The organism is Pseudomonas putida NBRC 14164 (genome assembly GCF_000412675.1).
In the GTDB taxonomy this organism is placed as follows: domain Bacteria; phylum Pseudomonadota; class Gammaproteobacteria; order Pseudomonadales; family Pseudomonadaceae; genus Aquipseudomonas; species Aquipseudomonas putida.
This window is the reverse complement of record NC_021505.1, coordinates 5,582,677-5,601,979: the sequence shown is the minus strand read 5'-3', so window position 1 is coordinate 5,601,979 and position 19,303 is coordinate 5,582,677. Positions and strand designations below refer to the sequence as shown.

At 60.5% G+C, this 19,303-nt stretch carries 17 protein-coding genes and 2 tRNA genes; 11 read left to right on the top strand and 8 right to left on the bottom strand.

Annotated features, from left to right (window positions below):
• The first annotated feature begins 79 nt into the window (after positions 1 to 79).
• Positions 80 to 547: a DUF2867 domain-containing protein gene (locus PP4_RS24970; protein WP_016501878.1), complete on the top strand. Its 468-nt coding sequence runs from the start codon at positions 80 to 82 to the stop codon at positions 545 to 547.
• Between the two features lie 103 nt (positions 548 to 650).
• On the opposite strand, the gene PP4_RS24965 is transcribed toward PP4_RS24970, so the two are convergent.
• The 4 genes from PP4_RS24965 to PP4_RS24950 all read right to left on the bottom strand — a co-directional run bounded on the left by PP4_RS24965 (position 651) and on the right by PP4_RS24950 (position 3,676).
• Positions 651 to 2,216, bottom strand: coding sequence for an ABC transporter permease (locus PP4_RS24965; RefSeq protein ID WP_016501877.1), 1,566 nt, complete (start codon positions 2,214 to 2,216; stop codon positions 651 to 653).
• Complete coding sequence (locus tag PP4_RS24960) at positions 2,216 to 3,229, bottom strand: extracellular solute-binding protein (RefSeq protein WP_016501876.1); 1,014 nt, start codon at positions 3,227 to 3,229, stop codon at positions 2,216 to 2,218. The genes PP4_RS24965 and PP4_RS24960 overlap by 1 nt, the downstream gene beginning before the upstream one ends.
• A 185-nt stretch (positions 3,230 to 3,414) precedes the next feature.
• Positions 3,415 to 3,501 (bottom strand) — tRNA-Leu (locus PP4_RS24955).
• A gap of 88 nt (positions 3,502 to 3,589) precedes the next feature.
• Positions 3,590 to 3,676: transfer RNA gene (locus PP4_RS24950), tRNA-Leu, on the bottom strand.
• Between the two features lie 272 nt (positions 3,677 to 3,948).
• Between PP4_RS24950 and rnr the strand changes: the two genes are divergently transcribed.
• The 7 genes from rnr (at position 3,949) to dnaB (ending at position 11,142) form a co-directional block, all read left to right on the top strand.
• Positions 3,949 to 6,534 (top strand): ribonuclease R, encoded by a 2,586-nt coding sequence (gene rnr / locus PP4_RS24945; RefSeq protein ID WP_016501875.1) that lies wholly within the window; start codon positions 3,949 to 3,951, stop codon positions 6,532 to 6,534.
• Positions 6,531 to 7,277: a 23S rRNA (guanosine(2251)-2'-O)-methyltransferase RlmB gene (rlmB, locus tag PP4_RS24940; RefSeq protein ID WP_016501874.1), complete on the top strand. Its 747-nt coding sequence runs from the start codon at positions 6,531 to 6,533 to the stop codon at positions 7,275 to 7,277. Before rnr ends, rlmB begins: the two co-directional genes overlap by 4 nt.
• A gap of 305 nt (positions 7,278 to 7,582) precedes the next feature.
• On the top strand, positions 7,583 to 8,008 hold the full coding sequence (gene rpsF, locus PP4_RS24935; RefSeq protein ID WP_003249557.1) for a 30S ribosomal protein S6: 426 nt from the start codon (positions 7,583 to 7,585) through the stop codon (positions 8,006 to 8,008).
• A 28-nt stretch (positions 8,009 to 8,036) separates the two neighbouring features.
• A complete protein-coding gene (gene rpsR, locus PP4_RS24930; protein ID WP_003249563.1) occupies positions 8,037 to 8,267 on the top strand; it encodes a 30S ribosomal protein S18 in 231 nt (76 codons plus the stop codon).
• Between the two features lie 33 nt (positions 8,268 to 8,300).
• Positions 8,301 to 9,164 carry a hypothetical protein gene (locus tag PP4_RS24925; protein WP_041167907.1) on the top strand — a complete coding sequence of 288 codons (864 nt, stop codon included), beginning with the start codon at positions 8,301 to 8,303 and terminating at the stop codon, positions 9,162 to 9,164.
• A 20-nt stretch (positions 9,165 to 9,184) separates the two neighbouring features.
• A complete protein-coding gene (gene rplI / locus PP4_RS24920; RefSeq protein ID WP_012316464.1) occupies positions 9,185 to 9,631 on the top strand; it encodes a 50S ribosomal protein L9 in 447 nt (148 codons plus the stop codon).
• Between the two features lie 113 nt (positions 9,632 to 9,744).
• Positions 9,745 to 11,142, top strand: a complete 1,398-nt coding sequence (gene dnaB / locus PP4_RS24915; RefSeq protein WP_016501872.1) for a replicative DNA helicase — start codon at positions 9,745 to 9,747, stop codon at positions 11,140 to 11,142.
• 76 nt (positions 11,143 to 11,218) lie between these two features.
• Here dnaB and PP4_RS28360 read toward each other — a convergent pair whose 3' ends face one another.
• Positions 11,219 to 12,166 (bottom strand): RHS repeat-associated core domain-containing protein, encoded by a 948-nt coding sequence (locus PP4_RS28360; RefSeq protein ID WP_016501871.1) that lies wholly within the window; start codon positions 12,164 to 12,166, stop codon positions 11,219 to 11,221.
• Between the two features lie 425 nt (positions 12,167 to 12,591).
• Here PP4_RS28360 and PP4_RS24910 point away from each other — a divergent pair, with 425 nt between their 5' ends.
• Both PP4_RS24910 and PP4_RS24905 read left to right on the top strand, forming a co-directional pair.
• Positions 12,592 to 12,855 (top strand): DUF3077 domain-containing protein, encoded by a 264-nt coding sequence (locus tag PP4_RS24910; RefSeq protein ID WP_016501870.1) that lies wholly within the window; start codon positions 12,592 to 12,594, stop codon positions 12,853 to 12,855.
• Between the two features lie 201 nt (positions 12,856 to 13,056).
• Positions 13,057 to 15,357, top strand: a complete 2,301-nt coding sequence (locus PP4_RS24905; protein ID WP_041167906.1) for a YgiQ family radical SAM protein — start codon at positions 13,057 to 13,059, stop codon at positions 15,355 to 15,357.
• Between the two features lie 135 nt (positions 15,358 to 15,492).
• Here the strand turns inward: PP4_RS24905 and PP4_RS24900 are convergent, their stop codons facing one another.
• On the bottom strand, positions 15,493 to 16,080 hold the full coding sequence (locus PP4_RS24900; RefSeq protein ID WP_016501868.1) for an LOG family protein: 588 nt from the start codon (positions 16,078 to 16,080) through the stop codon (positions 15,493 to 15,495).
• Positions 16,081 to 16,429: 349 nt separating this feature from the next.
• Between PP4_RS24900 and azu the strand changes: the two genes are divergently transcribed.
• Positions 16,430 to 16,879, top strand: a complete 450-nt coding sequence (gene azu / locus PP4_RS24895; RefSeq protein WP_016501867.1) for an azurin — start codon at positions 16,430 to 16,432, stop codon at positions 16,877 to 16,879.
• A 113-nt stretch (positions 16,880 to 16,992) separates the two neighbouring features.
• On the opposite strand, the gene nadE is transcribed toward azu, so the two are convergent.
• The gene (gene nadE / locus PP4_RS24890; protein ID WP_016501866.1) at positions 16,993 to 17,820 is read right to left on the bottom strand and encodes an ammonia-dependent NAD(+) synthetase; all 828 of its coding nucleotides are present in this window, start codon (positions 17,818 to 17,820) and stop codon (positions 16,993 to 16,995) included.
• Positions 17,821 to 17,823: 3 nt separating this feature from the next.
• Positions 17,824 to 19,029: a nicotinate phosphoribosyltransferase gene (pncB, locus tag PP4_RS24885; RefSeq protein ID WP_016501865.1), complete on the bottom strand. Its 1,206-nt coding sequence runs from the start codon at positions 19,027 to 19,029 to the stop codon at positions 17,824 to 17,826.
• Positions 19,030 to 19,303 lie beyond the last annotated feature (274 nt).

Sequence of the window (19,303 nt, the reverse complement as noted above, 5' to 3'; positions counted from 1 at the left end):
GCCTTGCGTCACGATGGGCCGCTCCTTTAGTGGAAGGTGTTGCTATGATGGCGGCGACACATGGCAAAGGGAGTTGTTCATGTCCGCCCAACTGGTCGCCGCTCCGGCCGAACTGGATTTTCTTCATAGCGATGGCATTTGCGTCACCGCACCAATGACCGCCATACAGGCCTACTGCGCCATGACCTCGGACGTTCCGGGCTGGCTGGCCATGGCCTTTCGCCTGCGCGACTTCATCTCGCGCCGGTTCAACGTTGCCACTATCCACGGTTTTTCATCGCGCAGCCCTGAGCGGGTTCCGGCAGTGGGTGAGCTACTGGATTTCTTTACCGTCGAGGCAATCAGCGACCAGCAACTGGTCCTGACCTCGCGTGACACGCACCTGGCGGTGATGGTGAGCATGGATCTGGATGAAGCAGAGCAGGGCCGGCAACGCTTGAATGTGACCACCTCGGTACAGTGCTTCAATCGTTTCGGCCGCCTCTACATGCTGCCCGTCGGCAAGGCTCATGGGCCAATCGTCCGCCGGATGCTGCGTAACATCTGATGGTCTCATCGCCGGCAAGCCAGCTCCCACAGGTACTGCACAGGCCTTGCGGGCGGCGCGGTACCTGTGGGAGCTGGCTTGCCGACGATGAAGGTGACGCGGGTCAAGCTTTGTTCAGGTACATCCGCGTCGTCAGCAGATAAACCGGCAACCCCGACACCACGATCAGCAGTGCCGCATAAGGCGCCGCCGCCGCGAACTCGACGTTGGCCGTGTGCGCCCACACCTCGGTGGCCAGTGTGGTCATGCCCGTGGGGCTGAGCAGTAGCGTGGCAGTCAGCTCCTTCATGGCATCCAGGAACACCAGCGCAAAAGCCGCCGCCATGGCCGGGAAGATGATCGGCAGGGTCACCCGGCAGAACGCGGTAAAGCTGCTCGCGCCCAGGGTGCGTGCAGCTTCCTCAAGCGTTGGCGAGGCCTTGTTCAGTGCGGTGCGTACCGGCGACTGCGCCAGTGGCAAAAACAGCAGCGCATAGGCCAGCAGCAGCAGTGCCGTGGTCTGGTACAGCGCCGGCACGTAGTGCAGGGCGAAGAACACCAGGGTCAGGGCAATCACCAGGCCGGGCAGGGCGTGTAGCAGGTAAGGCAGGCGCTCGGCCCAGATCGCCAGGCGACCCTTGTAGCGCACCACCAGGAAGCTGATCGGCAGGGCCAACAGCACGCAGAAGCCAGCACCGCCAAGCGACACCGACAGCGAGGTGAACAGTGCCTTGGAGATGGCCGCCACCGGGAACGCTGCCGACGACCCCACACTCAGCCAGTAGCCGAGCATGGCCAGCGGAATACCGCTGCCCAGCACCGCCAGGCCCACGCAAAACAGCTGTGCCAGCACCGACCAGCCACGCAGCCGTACCGGTTGCGCACGCCGCGCTACGCCCTGGCCGATGCGCACATGGCGGGCTTTGCCGCGTACGCGCAGTTCCAGCCACAGCATCACCAGGCACATCGCCAGCAGTACGGCAGACAGCATGGCCGCGTTGGCATTGCTGAACTCCAGTTCGAACTGTTGGTAGATGGCGGTGGTGAAGGTTTGCAGGCCGAGGATCGACAAGGCGCCGAACTCCACCAGCATGTGCAGGGCAATCAGCAGCGCACCGCCGAGCATCGATGGCCACAGCAGCGGCAGGGTGACCTTGCTGAACACGCCCCAGCGGCTGCACCCCAAGGTGCGCGCCGACTCCTCCAGCGAGGTGTCGAGGTTGCGCAGGGTTGCGGCAACGGGCAGGAACACCAAGGGGTATTTGGACAGGGCCATGACCATGATCGCCCCGCCGAGGCCTTCGAAGTCCGAACTCAACGATACCCAGGTGAAGCTGCTGACGAACGACGGCACTGCGAACGGCAGGCATAGCACCACGCCCCACAGCCGGCGGCCGGCCAGGTTGCTGCGCTCCAGCAGCCAGGCCAGCGCCAGGCCCACCACCATGCACGTCAGCGTCACCCCGACCATCAGCAACAGGGTGTTGCGCATCAGCCCCCAGACAAAGGGACGCCACAGCAGGTGCAAGGCCTCGCGCCAGCCGGCTTCCCAGGCTTTGATGGCGACATAGGCCAGTGGCAGCAGGCTCATCGCCACCAGGAACAGCACAGGCAGCACCACCCAGATGGAGGGGCGCTTGCGGCGCGGTACGAAGCGCACCGGCGCCGGTGCGGACAGGGCGGCAGTCATCAGAGCAGACCGACCTCGCGTTCAAGCTCGATGGCTTCTTCGGCGTTACCCAGGTCGGCCGGCGAGATCTTCGGCGGGCGCAGCTCATCGAACGGCTTCAGGCCACGGTCAGAAACCATGCCCTTGTGCAGCGGGTACTCGGCGGTGGTCTGGGTGATCACGCGCTGGCCTTCTTCGCTGGCCATCCAGTTGAGCAGGGCCTGGGCTTCTTTCGGGTGCTTGCTGGCCTTGACCACGGCTGCGCCGGAGATGGTGACCAGGTTGCCGGCATCGCCGTCGGCCAGGTAGTACAGTTTGGTGTCCAGCTTGCCGCGTTCGCGTTCAAGCGCGTACCAGTAGTAGTTGTTCACCAGTACCGCAGCCACTTCGCCTTTTTCCACGGCTTTGAGGGCGACCATGTTGTTGGTGTAGGTCTTACCGAAGGCTTTCAGGCCGGTCAGCCATTCTTCGGTGGCTTCTCGACCGTGCATTTTCAGGATGGCCACGGCCTGCTCCTGGAACGCACCACTGGTGGGTACATAGCCGACGCGGCCTTCCCACTCGGGGTTGGCGAAGTCCATCACCGTGGTTGGCAGGTCTTTTTCGTCGACCTTTTTCGGGTTGTACACCACGATGCGGGTACGGGCCGTGATGCCCATCCAGGTGCCGTTGGCGCCAACGTACTCCTTGGGCACCATGTTCGAGGTGGCGTCGTCGATCTTCGCCAGCAGGCCCAGCTCGCCCAGGTTGTTCAGGGGCGGGGACTCTTCGGTGTAGATGATGTCGGCCGGCGACCGGTCGCCTTCTTCGATGATCTGGCTGGCCAGCTGGTTGCTGCTGCCCTTGCGAATGTCGATGTGAATACCGGTCTTGGCCTCGTAGGCCTTGGCGATGGCTTCGCCGATTTCCTTGTGCTGACCGTTGTACATGGTCAGGGTGACCGGTGCGTCTGCCATGGCGGCCGGAGCGCCGATGACCAGGCTCAGCACGGCGGCGGCCAAGGTGCGCATCAGCGGTTGCGGGCGGATCGTCATGCGGGTACTTCCTCGCTTACGGCTACATATTTGGAAACAATGGTAAACGAAATTGTTTCTCAAGTGGCCGTATGACGAGAAATTCATGGGCAGACCATGGTGTAGGCACTGGGAGCGCGCGGGAAGGGCGGGGGCAAAAAACGCAGGCAAGAAAAAACCCACTAGCAAGCTAGTGGGTTTTTGTATGGTGCCCAGGAGAAGACTCGAACTTCCACGACCTTGCGGTCACTGATACCTGAAACCAGCGCGTCTACCAATTCCGCCACCTGGGCAAAGCTTTGCATCATCTGATGAAGGCGACTATTGTTCGCTTTCACACAGTAGTAACAGATCCTTGGTCATCTATTACTTGAAAATATTTGGTGCCCAGGAGAAGACTCGAACTTCCACGACCTTGCGGTCACTGATACCTGAAACCAGCGCGTCTACCAATTCCGCCACCTGGGCACACATTCGAGATTACAAGATGCTTTACAGCGCCGTTCATCTCTACTACAACGTCGGGGTTGTCCGTCGTTGTGGTGCGCACTATACGGACGCTCCCCAAGGCTGTAAACCCCCCAAACAAAAAAAATTTCAAAAAATTCAACTTGTTGATTCCACAGGCCTATTACTGCTTTGGAAGCACAGCAGTGGGGGCTGTCCAAGCCAGACATTTCCGGTTTCAATAGGCCTATGCCAGAATTCCTATCTATATACCCCAAGGTGAACCCCTTCTGATGGCCGATTGGCAATCCCTCGATCCCGAGGCCGCTCGCGAAGCGGAAAAATACGACAACCCCATTCCCAGCCGTGAGCTGATCCTGCAGCGCCTTGCTGACCGTGGCGAGCCCGCTGCGCGCGAGGAGCTGGCGAAAGAGTTTGGTCTGTATGAAGAAGACCAGATCGAAGCCCTGCGCCGCCGTCTGCGTGCCATGGAGCGCGACGGCCAGCTTATCTATACCCGGCGCGGCACTTATGCCCCGGTGGACAAGCTCGACCTGATCTGCGGCCGTATCTCCGGCCACCGCGATGGGTTTGGTTTCCTCATCCCCGATGATGGCAGCGATGACCTGTTCCTCAGCCCGTCGCAGATGCGCCTGGCCTTCGATGGCGACCGTGCATTGGCGCGGGTGTCCGGTACCGACCGCCGTGGGCGCCGTGAAGGCGTGATCGTCGAGGTCATCTCCCGTGCCCACGAAAGCGTGGTCGGCCGCTACTTCGAGGAAGGCGGCATTGGCTACGTAACCCCGGACAACCCGAAGATTCAGCAGGAAGTGCTGGTGACCGCCGGGCGTAATGGTGGTGCCAAGATCGGCCAGTTTGTCGAAATCAAGATCACCCACTGGCCAACCCCGCGCTTCCAGCCGCAAGGCGATGTGGTAGAGGTCATCGGCAACTACATGGCGCCGGGCATGGAAATCGACGTTGCCCTGCGCAGCTACGACATCCCGCACGTCTGGCCCGAAGATGTGGTCAAGGAAGCGCGCAAGTTCCGCTCCGAAGTCGAAGAGAAGGACAAAGAGAAGCGCGTCGACCTGCGTCATTTGCCGTTCGTCACCATCGACGGTGAAGACGCCCGCGACTTCGATGACGCTGTCTATTGCGAACCGCTGGGCAAGCTGCGCCTGTTCTCCGGTGGCTGGCGCCTGTATGTGGCCATCGCCGACGTGTCCAGCTATGTGCGCCTGGGCTCGGCCCTGGACGTCGAGGCCCAGCAACGCGGTAACTCGGTGTACTTCCCCGAGCGCGTGGTGCCGATGCTCCCCGAAGAGCTGTCCAACGGCCTGTGCTCGCTGAACCCGCACGTCGACCGCTTGGCCATGGTCTGTGAAATGACCATGAACAAAGCCGGCCAGATGGTCGACTACCAGTTCTACGAAGGCGTCATCCACTCCCACGCCCGCCTGACCTACAACAAGGTCAGCAGCATGCTCGAGCACGCCCGCACCCGTGAGGGCAAGGCGCTGCGTGAAGAGTACAAGGAAGTCGTGCCGGACCTGAAGAACCTGTACAACCTGTACAAGGTGCTGCTGGATGCCCGTCACGCCCGGGGTGCCATCGATTTCGAGACCCAGGAAACTCGCATCATCTTCGGCGATCAGCGCAAGATCGCGGAAATTCGCCCAACTGTTCGTAACGACGCACACAAGCTGATCGAGGAATGCATGCTGGCGGCCAACGTGGCCACCGCCGAGTTCCTGCAGAAGCACGGCGTGCCGGCACTGTACCGGGTGCACGACGGCCCGCCGCCGGAGCGCCTGGAAAAACTCCGTGCCTTCCTCGGCGAGCTGGGCTTGAGCCTGCACAAGGGCAAGGATCCGTCGCCGAAGGATTACCAGGCCCTGCTGGCAAGCATCGCCGGGCGCCCGGATTTCCACCTGATCCAGACTGTAATGCTGCGCTCGCTGAGCCAGGCGGTGTACAGCACCGAAAACAACGGCCACTTCGGCTTGAATTACGAGGCGTACACCCACTTCACCTCGCCGATCCGCCGTTACCCGGACCTGCTGGTGCACCGCGCCATCCGCAGCATCATCCGTTCCAAGGTCGACACTCCGCACGTCAAGCGTGCCGGCGCCATGAGCATCCCCAAGGCGCGCATCTACCCGTACGACGAAAACACCCTCGAGCAGCTTGGCGAGCAGTGCTCGATGACCGAGCGCCGGGCTGATGAAGCCACCCGTGACGTGGTCAACTGGCTCAAGTGCGAGTACATGAAGGATCGCGTGGGCGAAACCTTCCCGGGTGTGATCACCGCGGTGACCGGCTTCGGCCTGTTCGTCGAGCTGACCGATATCTATGTGGAAGGCCTGGTGCACGTCAGTGCGCTGCCGGGCGACTATTACCACTTCGACCCGGTCCACCACCGCCTGTCCGGTGAGCGCACCGGGCGCAGCTTCCGCCTGGGCGACACGATTGAAGTCAAGGTCATGCGTGTTGACCTGGACGAGCGCAAGATCGACTTCGAAGTGGCCGACAAGACGCTTGCTGCGCCGATTGGCCGCAAGCAGCGCGGCGCCGCGCCGGCTGCCGACAAAGCCGACAAGCCCGAGCCAGCACCGGTCGAGGCCAGGGCCACGCCGAAGCCGCGCAGCCGCAAGAGCGAAACCTCCGAGGCGTATTTCCCGAAAGACGCCGTGCAGCGTAACGCCGAAGTGCGCAAAAGCCGTGAAATGAAAAAGGCGCTGATGAGCGATGCCCGCACCGGCAGCTCGTCCAGCAGCAAGTCGGACAAAGGCGGCAAGGCCGCCGGCAAACCGACCAAGCACCGTAAAGGCCCGCCGAAGTCCGGCGCGCCACGCAAGAGCAAGAGCAAGTCATGAGTCAGCTGGAAAAGATCTACGGCGTGCATGCCGTGCAGGCGCTGCTGAAGCACCATCCGAAGCGGGTCAAGCAGATCTGGCTGTCGGAAGGGCGCAGCGAGCCACGCCTGCAGACCCTGCTGGCGCTGGCTGCGGAAAACCGCGTGCAGGTTGGCCAGGCCGAGCGCCGTGAGATGGATGCCTGGGTTGAAGGTGTGCACCAGGGCGTTGTCGCCGAGGTGAGCCCAAGCCAGGTGTGGGGCGAATTGATGCTCGAAGAGTTGCTCGAGCGCACCGAAACGCCGCCGCTGATCCTGGTGCTGGACGGTGTTACCGACCCGCACAACCTCGGCGCATGCCTGCGCACGGCCGATGCGGCCGGTGCCACGGCGGTGCTGGTGCCCAAGGACAAGTCGGCGACCCTGACGCCTGTGGTGCGCAAGGTGGCATGCGGCGCGGCAGAGGTGATTCCGCTGGTAGCGGTGACCAACCTGGCGCGTACGCTGGAGAAGCTGCAGCAGCGTGGCTTGTGGGTGGTTGGTACCGCCGGCGAGGCCGAGCAGGAGATTTACCAACAGGACCTGACCGGGCCTCTGGTCATGATCATGGGCGCCGAAGGCAAAGGCATGCGCCGGTTGACCCGCGAGCACTGCGACTTCCTTGTGAAGTTGCCGATGGGCGGTAGCGTCAGCAGCCTGAACGTTTCGGTGGCGACCGGGGTTTGCCTGTTCGAAGCCGTGCGCCAGCGTCAGGCCAAGCGCTGATCTTCAGCCTGTTCCGGCCCATTCGCGGGCGCGCCCGCTCCCACAGGTTTTTCACTGGCTTTCAAGCAGTAGGGTCCCTGTGGGAGCGGGTTTACTCGCGAAAGGGCCGGTAGCCTGTGAATATGTTTCAGGCTGTTCAAATATTCGCCAATTGCCTTGCTTGTGCGCCACGCCTTCTCTACAATTGCGCCCCTTGCCGAGCTGGCAGGCGCTCATGTGCCTCCCCTCCGTGCAAGACATACAGTGTCATTCACTCCTTGTCTGACCAGATACGCTGGCAGACTACTAACCCGTAAGGAGCATTCATGCGTCATTACGAAATCATCTTCCTGGTTCACCCGGACCAGAGCGAGCAAGTCGGCGGCATGGTTGAGCGTTACACCAAGCTGATCGAAGAAGACGGTGGCAAAATCCACCGCCTGGAAGACTGGGGCCGTCGTCAACTGGCCTACGCAATCAACAATGTTCACAAGGCTCACTACGTGATGCTGAACGTTGAGTGCACCGGCAAGGCCCTGGCCGAGCTGGAAGACAACTTCCGCTACAACGATGCCGTTATCCGTAACCTGGTCATCCGTCGCGACGAAGCCGTTACCGGCCAGTCCGAGATGCTGAAGGCTGAAGAAAACCGCAGCGAGCGCCGTGAGCGTCGTGAGCGTCCTGAGCATGCTGACTCCGCCGAAGGCGACGACAGCAATGACAGCGACTCCAGCGATAACGCTGACGAGTAATCCACGGACCTTTAGAGGAGCCTATTAAATGGCACGTTTCTTCCGTCGTCGTAAATTCTGCCGCTTCACTGCTGAAGACGTGAAAGAGATCGACTTCAAAGATCTCAACACCCTGAAAGCTTACGTATCCGAAACCGGCAAGATCGTTCCAAGCCGCATCACCGGTACCAAAGCTCGTTATCAGCGTCAGCTGGCTACCGCTATCAAGCGCGCCCGCTTCCTGGCCCTGCTGCCCTACACCGACAGCCACGGCCGCTGAGACCGGGTCGTCGACAAGCAGTAAGGGATTAGCATGCGAGCGTTAGCAAGTTTCATCATGCGCGGTCGTGTGCAGGCCACCCTCGTGGTGGTCATCAGCGCGGTACTGCCGCTGCTGTTCTGGTTGAGTGCCGCTGCATGCAGCTTTGTGCTGCTGCGGCGTGGTTTCAAGGATGCTACAAGGGTCATCGCCGGCGGCCTGCTGGCCGGGTTGGCCGTGTGGGTCATGGGCGATCCCATCACCTTTCTGGTGATTGCAGGAGCCCTGAGCCTGGCCGCCCTGTTGCGAGCCGAGCATCCCTGGAGCCGGGTGTTGGTGGTCAGTGCCGTGTTCGCCGTGGCTTTCAGCCTCGTGCTCGATCTGGCGCTGGCGCAAACCTTCGATGTGCTGGCCAAGGCGTTTGCCGAAGCCATGCCGAAAATCGAGGGGCAACCCGTGCTCTCCGGTGAGCTGATCCGCCCTGTGCTGGTCGCTTCCACAGCAGTGACGGTGCAATTGTTCAGTGTGCTGGCCTTGGTGCTGGCGCGCTACTGGCAGGCAGCGTTGTACAACCCTGGAGGCTTCGGTCGCGAGTTTCGCGCCCTGAAGTTGCCAAAACAGACCATGGCGGTCTTGGTGGCAGTGATGGTGGTGGCTCCGTTCATCGGACCGCAGTTCATCATCCTGGCATCGGCTTCGAGCCTGGTACTGGTACTGGCCGGCATCGCTTTGATGCATGGGCTGGTGGCACAGGGCCGACTGGCCGGTTTCTGGCTGGTGGGCATGTACGTGACGCTACCGCTGATCATGCAGCTGATTTATCCGTTGCTGGTGGTTTTGGCCATTGTCGACAGCCTGATTGATTTTCGCGGTCGCAAGTCCCCCAAGGGGAATGACTCCGCGAACGGTGAAGGTTAAAAGTTAAGAGGTTTTACCAAATGGAACTGATCCTGCTGGAAAAAGTCGCTAACCTGGGCAACCTGGGCGACAAAGTAAAAGTTAAGGCTGGTTACGGCCGTAACTTCCTGCTGCCATTCGGCAAGGCCACCGTTGCCAACGCCGCCAACCTGGCTGCGTTCGAAGAGCGTCGCGCCGAGCTGGAAAAAGCAGCTGCTGACCGTAAATCGTCGGCTGAAAGCCGCGCTGCCCAACTGGCCGAGCTGGAAGTGACCATCACTGCCACCGCTGGCGACGAAGGCAAGCTGTTCGGTTCGATCGGCACCCACGACATCGCTGACGCCCTGACCGCCTCCGGCGTTGAAGTGGCCAAGGCTGAAGTTCGTCTGCCGAACGGCACCATCCGTCAGGTTGGCGAATACGACGTAGCCGTGCACCTGCACAGCGACGTTGAAGCCACCGTACGCGTGGTTGTCGTAGCTGCCTAAGCTGCGCTAACTGGCTGGCTCCTTGCGGGTCAGGCGGTTAACATCGGGCACGGTCCTGTTTTATACAGGCCGTGCCCTTTGTCTTTTTCATCCTCCAGAATTCTTTCGTGGCCATGAACGAGATCACAACCTCCGAACAGCTTGACCTGCAAACCGCCGCCCTGAAGGTGCCGCCGCATTCCATCGAGGCCGAACAGGCCGTGCTCGGTGGCCTGATGCTGGACAACAACGCCTGGGAGCGGGTGCTGGATCAGGTTTCGGATGGCGATTTCTACCGGCATGACCATCGCCTGATCTACCGTGCCATCCATAAGCTGGTGGACCTTAACCACCCGTTCGACGTGGTCACGTTGCACGAGCAGTTGGACAAGGAAGGCGTTTCGTCGCAGGTCGGCGGCCTGGCTTACTTGGCGGAGCTGGCCAAGAACACGCCATCGGTGGCCAACATCAAGGCCTACGCCGCGATCATTCGCGAGCGCGCCACGCTGCGCCAGCTGATCAGCATCAGCACCGATATTGCCGACAACGCCTTCAACCCCCAAGGTCGCAACGCCGAGGAAATTCTCGACGACGCCGAACGGCAGATTTTCCAGATTGCCGAGGCGCGGCCAAAGACCGGCGGCCCGGTAGGCGTCAACGAGCTGTTGACCAAGGCCATCGACCGCATCGATACGCTGTTCAACTCTGACAGCGAAATTACCGGTGTTTCCACCGGTTACACCGACCTGGACGAGAAGACCAGCGGCCTGCAGCCGGCGGACTTGATCATTGTCGCCGGCCGACCCTCGATGGGTAAGACCACGTTTGCCATGAACCTGGTCGAGAATGCCGTGCTGCGCAGCGACAAGGCTGTGCTGGTGTTCTCCCTCGAGATGCCAGGTGAATCGCTGATCATGCGTATGCTCTCGTCCTTGGGCCGTATTGACCAGACCAAGGTGCGTTCTGGCCAGCTGGACGACGACGACTGGCCGCGCCTGACTTCGGCAGTCAACCTGCTCAACGACCGCAAGCTGTTCATCGACGATACAGCGGGCATCAGCCCTTCGGAAATGCGTTCGCGGACTCGCCGCCTGGCGCGTGAGCACGGCGAAATCGGCCTGATCATGGTCGACTACCTGCAGTTGATGCAGATTCCAGGTTCCGGTGGTGATAATCGGACCAACGAAATTTCCGAGATTTCTCGCTCCCTCAAGGCCCTTGCCAAAGAGTTCAACTGCCCGGTCGTAGCACTGTCCCAGCTGAACCGCTCCCTTGAGCAACGGCCAAACAAGCGCCCGATCAACTCCGACTTGCGTGAGTCCGGTGCAATCGAGCAGGACGCCGACGTGATCATGTTCGTCTACCGTGACGAGGTGTATCACCCGGAGACCGAGCACAAGGGCATTGCCGAAATCATCATCGGCAAACAGCGTAACGGCCCCATCGGCTTTGTACGCCTGGCGTTTATTGGTAAGTACACCCGCTTCGAAAACTTGGCGCCGGGGATGTACAACTTTGATGATGATGAGTGACGACTGCTGAGGTTAATCAAAGTGGTCGGCCAGTTGGTGGGAGACTACGAATACATTACAGGTGCTGAGTCTGCCGCTACCAGTGTCTGCCGCCAGGCCCTGTATTTTGTGTTTTGTGGGGGTTTCGAATGTTGCCCCCCCTGACTTTGGTTGCGGTAAACCCGAAAAGAAAATTATTAATTGGATTGCTGATGCGGTGAGCGACAAACTTTCCGCTCTTGTCGATTTCATCGGCAACGGAGACGGGGCCATCGTAACCTGAGGATTGTACCCCGGTTAGTTTGGCCATTTCATCAGCGACTGAATAGCCCCCGTAATACTCAGGTGTAGCAGAGTAGCAAGCTAAAAAATGTGTTTGTCTACCCTGCATTTTAATACCCTTTTGGTTAAGTCTGATGAAAATATCCAAAGCTGAATAGTTGAGTTCATTTCCCGATAACACACCTTTTTCGCCGTGACTCAGGATGTAAAGGGTGTCGAGATTGCCATCTGTTCGACGCTTTTCAGCGAAAGCAGTTATCCCATCATGTTGCCACAGTATATCGCCACGATACGTTTTCTTCGGGTGAAGCTTGGCATTAAAGTTAATTATAGATTGAGTAACCAATCCGGTGGGGTCACTGCCGTTAATAGGGTCGTTCAGGGTGAATGCGTAGTAGTTAAGGCCACCTTTGGAGAATGGGCTTAAGGGGTCTGGGCTGGTAAATCGCATGATGGACGGGTTGTAGAGTCTGCGACCATTTCCGAGTAGGTAACCGCTGCTGATAGGGTCTTTTCGCTCACCTTTGAAGCCCCATTCGTTGTTAGAGGGGCTGCTGAATCCAAAAGCGCTGTAGCGGTAAGACACAACTTGGTTTGGAGTGGTGGCGAGAAGTGGAGTGTTAAAAAGATCAACGCTCAGAAGTCGCTGGGTGTTCTGCTGAACTTTAAGCGAGAGGTTGTATCTACCGTACCTGAAAAATGATTCGCTCGTGGAGGCATGCGCAATATGTGACAATGTATCTTCACAATAAAAGTATCGCATATTTCATCCTCGCTGCTAGTAGCTTTAAAATTTTACTGTACTTCTTGAGTTGGCTTCGCGGTACTGACAAAAATGCTAGGCAGAATTGTCTATCAATTCTGGATGTGCGCTCAGGGGACATGTCGTCGTAAATGCCGATAAATAGAGAGCTCCGCTTGCGAAGCTCCGCAAAGGCGGCACTCAATCTGACAGGCGCAGCAAACCTGCCGGCGTACGCCCGACAGCTCTTGGCAGGCCTCAAGACGAAAGTCTTGCGGAGCGCGCTACGATTCTTGACCTGGTTGTCGCCTGGATGTGCCCTTTCGCGGGCATGCCCGCTCCCACAGGTACGGTGCACGTCGCGAAGATTGTGGTGACCTTGTGGGAGCGGGCGTGCCCGCGAAGAGGCCCGGCCAGGCGGTCGAGAATTCCGAGGGGATTGAACAATGACAACAGAAGACACCCAATTCACCGTCGGTAAGACCACGTTCTATCAAGGCGAAAATGGCACCCACCCGTTGTTCCGCATTGAGCCGGGTATCCCGTGCCGAAACGCCCGCGAGCAGTCTTCGGAGTTGATGGGGTATTTGCGCGAACTGACCATCACCGGGTTGATGGATGAGAAGCCGATGATGATCTGGGCTGCCCATTACCTGAGTGCGATGGCCAAGGCGCTGATGGATGATGCTGAGTTGGGGATGAAGCAGTGAGGTGTTGGCTTCAGGATGCATGAACACCTGGCAACCCCACCACAACCCCACCACCACAACCCCCAAGCCAGCCATCCGGAACCCCCGCCCACCCAACCGTCGCCCCACCCACCAATCCCCACGAATCCAGTCGGATTTGGTCAAAATTTGTGCTATATTCCGCGCCCGCGATTTCCCTGCACACCAGAACCGGTCACTGACATGCAAGCAGCCAAACCACTCTACGACTATCCCAAGTACTGGGCCGAATGCTTCGGGCCAGCACCTTTCCTGCCAATGAGCAGGCAGGAGATGGATCTGCTCGGCTGGGATTCCTGCGACATCATCATCGTGACCGGTGATGCCTACGTCGACCATCCGTCGTTCGGCATGGCCATCATCGGCCGCCTCCTGGAAGCCCAGGGCTTCCGCGTGGGCATCATCGCCCAGCCGAACTGGCAGTCGAAAGACGACTTCATGAAGCTTGGCGAGCCGAACCTGTTCTTCGGCGTGGCCGCAGGCAACATGGATTCGATGATCAACCGCTACACCGCAGACAAGAAGATCCGTTCTGACGACGCCTACACCCCAGGTGGCCTGGCCGGCAGCCGTCCGGACCGCGCCAGCCTGGTGTACAGCCAGCGCTGCAAGGAAGCCTACAAGCATGTGCCGATCGTACTCGGCGGCATCGAGGCTTCGCTGCGCCGCATCGCCCACTACGACTACTGGCAGGACAAGGTGCGTCACTCGATCCTGATCGACGCCAGCGCCGACATCCTGCTGTTCGGCAACGCCGAGCGTGCGGTGGTGGAAGTGGCCCAGCGCCTGGCCAGTGGCGAGACGATCGAGAGCATCACTGACATCCGCGGCACCGCGTTCGTGCGCCGTGATACCCCGCAGGGCTGGTTCGAGATCGACTCCACCCGCATCGACCGCCCGGGCCGCGTCGACAAGATCATCAACCCGTACGTAAACACCCAGGACACCCAGGCCTGCGCCATCGAGCAGGCCAAGGGCGACCAGGAAGACCCGAACGAAGCCAAGGTCGTGCAGATTCTCGACAGCCCGAGCGTGACCCGGGAAAAGTCGGTAATCCGCCTGCCGTCGTTCGAAAAAGTACGTAACGACCCGGTACTCTATGCCCACGCCAACCGCGTGCTGCACCTGGAGACCAATCCGGGTAACGCCCGCGCCCTGGTGCAGAAGCATGGCGAAGTGGATGTGTGGTTCAACCCGCCACCCATCCCCATGACCACCGAAGAAATGGACTACGTGTTCGGCATGCCCTACGCCCGTGTGCCACACCCGGCCTATGGCAAGGAGCGCATCCCGGCCTACGAGATGATCCGTTTCTCGGTGAACATCATGCGTGGCTGCTTTGGTGGCTGCACCTTCTGCTCGATCACCGAGCACGAAGGCCGCATCATCCAGAACCGCTCGCACGAGTCGATCCTGCACGAGATCGAAGAGATGCGCGACAAGGTGCCGGGCTTCACCGGCGTGGTCTCCGACCTTGGCGGGCCGACCGCCAACATGTACCGCATCGCCTGCAAGAGCCATGAAATCGAGAAGCACTGCCGCAAGCCGTCGTGCGTGTTCCCGGGTATCTGCGAAAACCTCAACACCGACCACAGCTCGCTGATCGAGCTGTACCGCAAGGCCCGTGCCCTGCCAGGTGTGAAGAAGATCCTGATCGCCTCGGGCCTGCGCTACGACCTGGCCGTGGAGTCGCCGGAGTACGTCAAGGAGCTGGTTACCCACCACGTGGGCGGCTACCTGAAGATTGCCCCGGAGCACACCGAGCGTGGCCCGCTGGACAAGATGATGAAGCCGGGTATCGGCTCGTACGACCGCTTCAAGCGTATGTTCGAGAAGTACTCGAAAGAGGCGGGCAAGGAGCAGTACCTGATCCCGTACTTCATCGCCGCGCACCCGGGCACCACCGACGAAGACATGATGAACCTGGCCCTGTGGCTGAAGGGTAACGGCTTCCGCGCTGACCAGGTGCAGGCGTTCTACCCGTCGCCGATGGCCTCGGCCACGGCCATGTACCACTCGGGCAAGAACCCGCTGCGCAAAGTGACCTACAAGAGTGAAGGGGTGGAGATCGTCAAGAGCGACGAGCAACGCCGCCTGCACAAGGCGTTCTTGCGCTACCACGACCCGAAGGGCTGGCCGATGCTGCGTGAAGCGCTGGAGCGTATGGGCCGCGCCGACCTGATTGGGCCGGGCAAGCACCAGCTGATCCCGCTGCACCAGCCGCAATCCGACACGTACCAGAGCGCGCGCCGCAAGAACTCGACGCCAGCGGGCAGCCACAAGGTGGGCAAGGAGCAGAAGATCCTGACCCAGCACACCGGCCTGCCACCGCGTGGCAGCGATGGCAGCAAGCCGTGGGACAAGCGTGAGAAGGCCAAGGCCGAGGCGTTTGCGCGTAACCAGCAGGCGGCCAAGGAGCGCAAGGAAGCAGCCAAGGGCGGCAAGGGCAACAAGAAGCCGCGCCAGCCAGTTATCCCACGCTAATGTCGGGGGCCGCTTTGCGGCCCAATCGCCGGCAAGCCAGCTCCCACAGGTACAGTGCAAGCTTTGGGCTTTGTGCAATCTCTGTGGGAGCTGGCTTGCCGGCGATTGGGCTGCAAAGCAGCCCCCGTATCGGGTTTAGTCAGGCTGCTTGTCGACCCACTTCGGCACCACCGGCGCCACAAAACTGTCCATCCCGTCCAGCAGCGCGTCCGGCTGCTGCCCCAGCAGCAACATCGCCCGATGTTGCGGCCGCACAAAGCCTTCTTCGACGATATGGTCGAGGAACCCGCCCAGTTTCTCGTAGAAGCCGTTCACATCCAGCAGCCCCAGCGGCTTGGCGTGATAGCCCAGTTGCCCCCAGGTCCATACCTCGAACAATTCTTCCAGCGTACCCAGCCCACCCGGCAGGGCGATGAAGGCATCGCTAAGCTCGGCCATGCGTGCCTTGCGGGCATGCATGCCGTCGACCACTTCCAGGCGGCTGAGGCCCTTGTGGCCGATTTCGGCGTTCATCAGGCTTTCGGGAATGATCCCGATCACTTCGCCACCGGCCGCCATGGCCGCGTCGGCAACAGTGCCCATCAGGCCGACAGCGCCGCCGCCATAGACCAGGGTCAGACCGCGGCGCGCAATGGCCTGGCCAAGTGCGATGGCTGCTTCACGGTAGGCAGGGGTGGCGCCGATGCTGGCGCCGCAGAACACACAAACGGAACGTACGGGCATTGCTCATCTCCTGTCACTCAGGTGGACAGGGTACGGCGCATGCCCGTCGCTTCCAAGGCCACGTTCATTCCGGGCGGGAGAATTCGCAGATGGCGCCCGTTGCCCCGTGGGCATAGGCGGCGAGCAGGCTGTTGATAAATGCAGAGATGGGCATTTGGTATTGCTCCTAAATGAGAGGTTGTCCCATCGTCTATTAAAAGGGCATGATGTGCTCTTAGATTGGTTGTATACAATCCATTGAACAATTCTACTGGCTGGCCTGTTGACACCCCCTTGACCCATATCAGCAAGGGGCTGAACGGTTTCAGGCAGTCTCGCAATTGATAAAACCCTGCCAAGGAGATTCATGATGTTTGCGAAAGCTGTAGCGGTATCCCTGCTGACCCTCGCCAGCGCCTCTGTCTTTGCAGCCGAATGCTCGGTGACTGTTGAATCGACGGACCAGATGTCCTACACCACCAAAGAATTCACCGTCGACAAGAGCTGCAAGGAATTCACCGTCAAACTGACCCACTCCGGCAACCTGCCGAAGAACGTCATGGGCCACAACCTGGTGATCAGCAAGACTGCCGACATGCAGGGCATTGCCACTGAAGGCATGACCCAGGGCATCGACAAGGGCTACCTGAAGGAAGATAACGCCAACATCATCGCCCACACCGCGATGATCGGCGCACCGGAAAAAGAGACCGAAGTGAAGTTCGACACTTCCAAGCTGGAAGCCGGTGGTGACTACAGCTTCTTCTGCACATTCCCGGGCCACATCTCGATGATGAAAGGCAAGGTTGTAGTCAAGTAATGACAGCTGTGTAGGCCTCTCGGGCCTATTCGCGGGCACGTCCGCTCCCACAGGTAAGCACTGTTTTCAAGGGCAGTGAAAATCCTGTGGGAGCGGGCGTGCCCGCGAAGCTTTTATGGGGCGAACGGCAGTTCGCGCTTGTGCTGGGTCTTGCGGTAGGTGGCGACGATGATGTCGAACGCCGCCTGATCAACCGGCAACCCATGCAGGAAGGCGTCGATCTGCTGGTAGGTCACGCCATGGGATGCTTCGTCCGGCTTGCCCGGCTCCAGGTCTTCAAGGTCCGCCGTCGGCACCTTCTCCACCAGTGACTCCGGTGCGCCAAAGCTGCGCGCAATCGCCCGTACCTGGTTCTTCACCAGCCCGCTCAGGGGCGCCAGGTCGCAGGCACCATCACCAAACTTGGTAAAGAAGCCCATTACCGCCTCGGCGGCGTGGTCGGTACCGATCACCAGGCCCGCGCGGGCCCCGGCGATGGTGTACTGGGCAACCATGCGGGTACGTGCCTTGACGTTGCCCACCACAAAGTCCACCAGCGTTGGCGAGCCGTTCTTCAATTCCACCACTTCAGCGGCCAATGCCCGCACCGCCGGGGCGATATCCACCGTGTGCACTTCATCGGCCTTGATCACGTCCAGGCAGGCCTGGGCGTCATGCTCGTCATGTTGCACCTGGTAGGGCAGGCGCACGGCAATGAAGGTGTATGCCTTGTCGCCGGTTTCGGCCCGCAGTTCATTCACGGCGCGCTGGGCGAGCAAGGCGGCAGTCAGCGAGTCGACACCGCCGCTGATGCCCAGCACCAGGGTCTTGAGCCGGGCGTTGGCCAGGCAATCCTTGATGAACGCCACACGCCGGGCGACTTCGGCCTCGAGCGCTGCAGCGTCGGCGAACGGCGGCTGTACCTTCAGCGCCTGGGCAATCTCTTGCTGAACCGCTTGCATGGGTTACTCCTTGCTGGGGACTTTGAATACGTGGCGCATGTAGGCGACGAAGTTCTCGTCACGGCATTGGGTCTTGGCGGCCTCATCCGAGATCTTGGCCACTGGCGCGCCGTTGCAGTCGGTCATTTTAAGCACGATGTTCATCGGCGCCACACCCGGTATGTCGCAGGTCAGGTTGGTGCCGATGCCAAAGCTGACGTTGATGCGACCGCGCAGGGCACGGAAGATCTCCAGTGAGCGGGTCAGGTTGAGGCCGTCGGAAAACACCAGGGTCTTGGTCATCGGGTCGATACCCAGTTTCTGGTAATGGGCAATGGCCTTCTCCGCCCAGGCCACCGGCTCGCCCGAGTCGTGGCGCAGGCCGTCGAACAGCTTGGCGAAGTACAGGTCGAAATCGCCGAGGAAGGCATCCATGGTGATGCAGTCGGTCAGGGCGATGCCGAGCAGGCCGCGGTACTCGCGTACCCAGCAGTCCAGCGCGGCGATCTGGCTGTCGATCAGGCGCGGGCCGAGTTGCTGGTGAGCCATGATCCACTCATGGGCCATGGTGCCCAGCGGCTTGATATCCAGTTTCCATGCCAGGTCGACGTTGCTGGTGCCGACGAAGCGGGCCGGGAAGTCGTCGCGCAGCACCCGCACCACGTCTTCCTGCACCCGGCTGGAAAAGCGCCGGCGGGTGCCGAAGTCGGCTACCTGCAGGTTGGCCAGTTCGTCATCGCTGGCATGCGCGCGCAGCCAGTCGAACTTGCGGTACAGCTGGTCGCGAGCCTCGGCCAGGCGCATGTGCGGGTGCAGATGGCGGTTGCGCACTTCGCTGATGATGGCCAGCAGTGGCACTTCGAACAGGATCACATGCAGCCACGGGCCTTTCAGGCGCAGGAACAGCTGGTCGTTTTCAATGCCGATACGCACGTAGCGAAGGTTGAAGCGGAACAGGCGCAGAAAGCGCAGGAAGTCGGGCTTGAGGAAGCTGATGCGTTCGAGGAAGGCCAGCTGGCCATCATCCAGGGTGAGGTCGCTGAGCAGTTCGAGCTGGTGGCGGATCTCGCCCAGGTATGGGCGCAGGTCCTCGCCGTTACGGCAGCGGAATTCCCATTCGACGTCGGCGTCCGGGTAGTTGTGCAACACGCCCTGCATCATCGTGAGTTTGTAGAAGTCAGTGTCGAGCAGGTTGTGCACGATGCGCTCGGCGAATGCGCTCTCGCTCATCAAGGGGGCTCCGGAAGCGGCGAATGGCCGACATTGTGCCAGCCTTTTGGGCCTTGTTGTGTCTGGGCTGGCCTCTTCGCGGGTGAACCCGCTCCCACAGGGCTGCGTATCTGCCAAAACAGAGGTGTTTTTCCGTGCACCGGCTAGCCTTCAAACGGTGCCGCCTGTAGCAGTCGCGCACCAGCGGTGTGCACTTCGGTGACGTCCGCTGTTACAGGGCGGTTGCACGTAAACACTTGCCAGGGTTGCAATGATGGCACATGGCGGTTGCTCC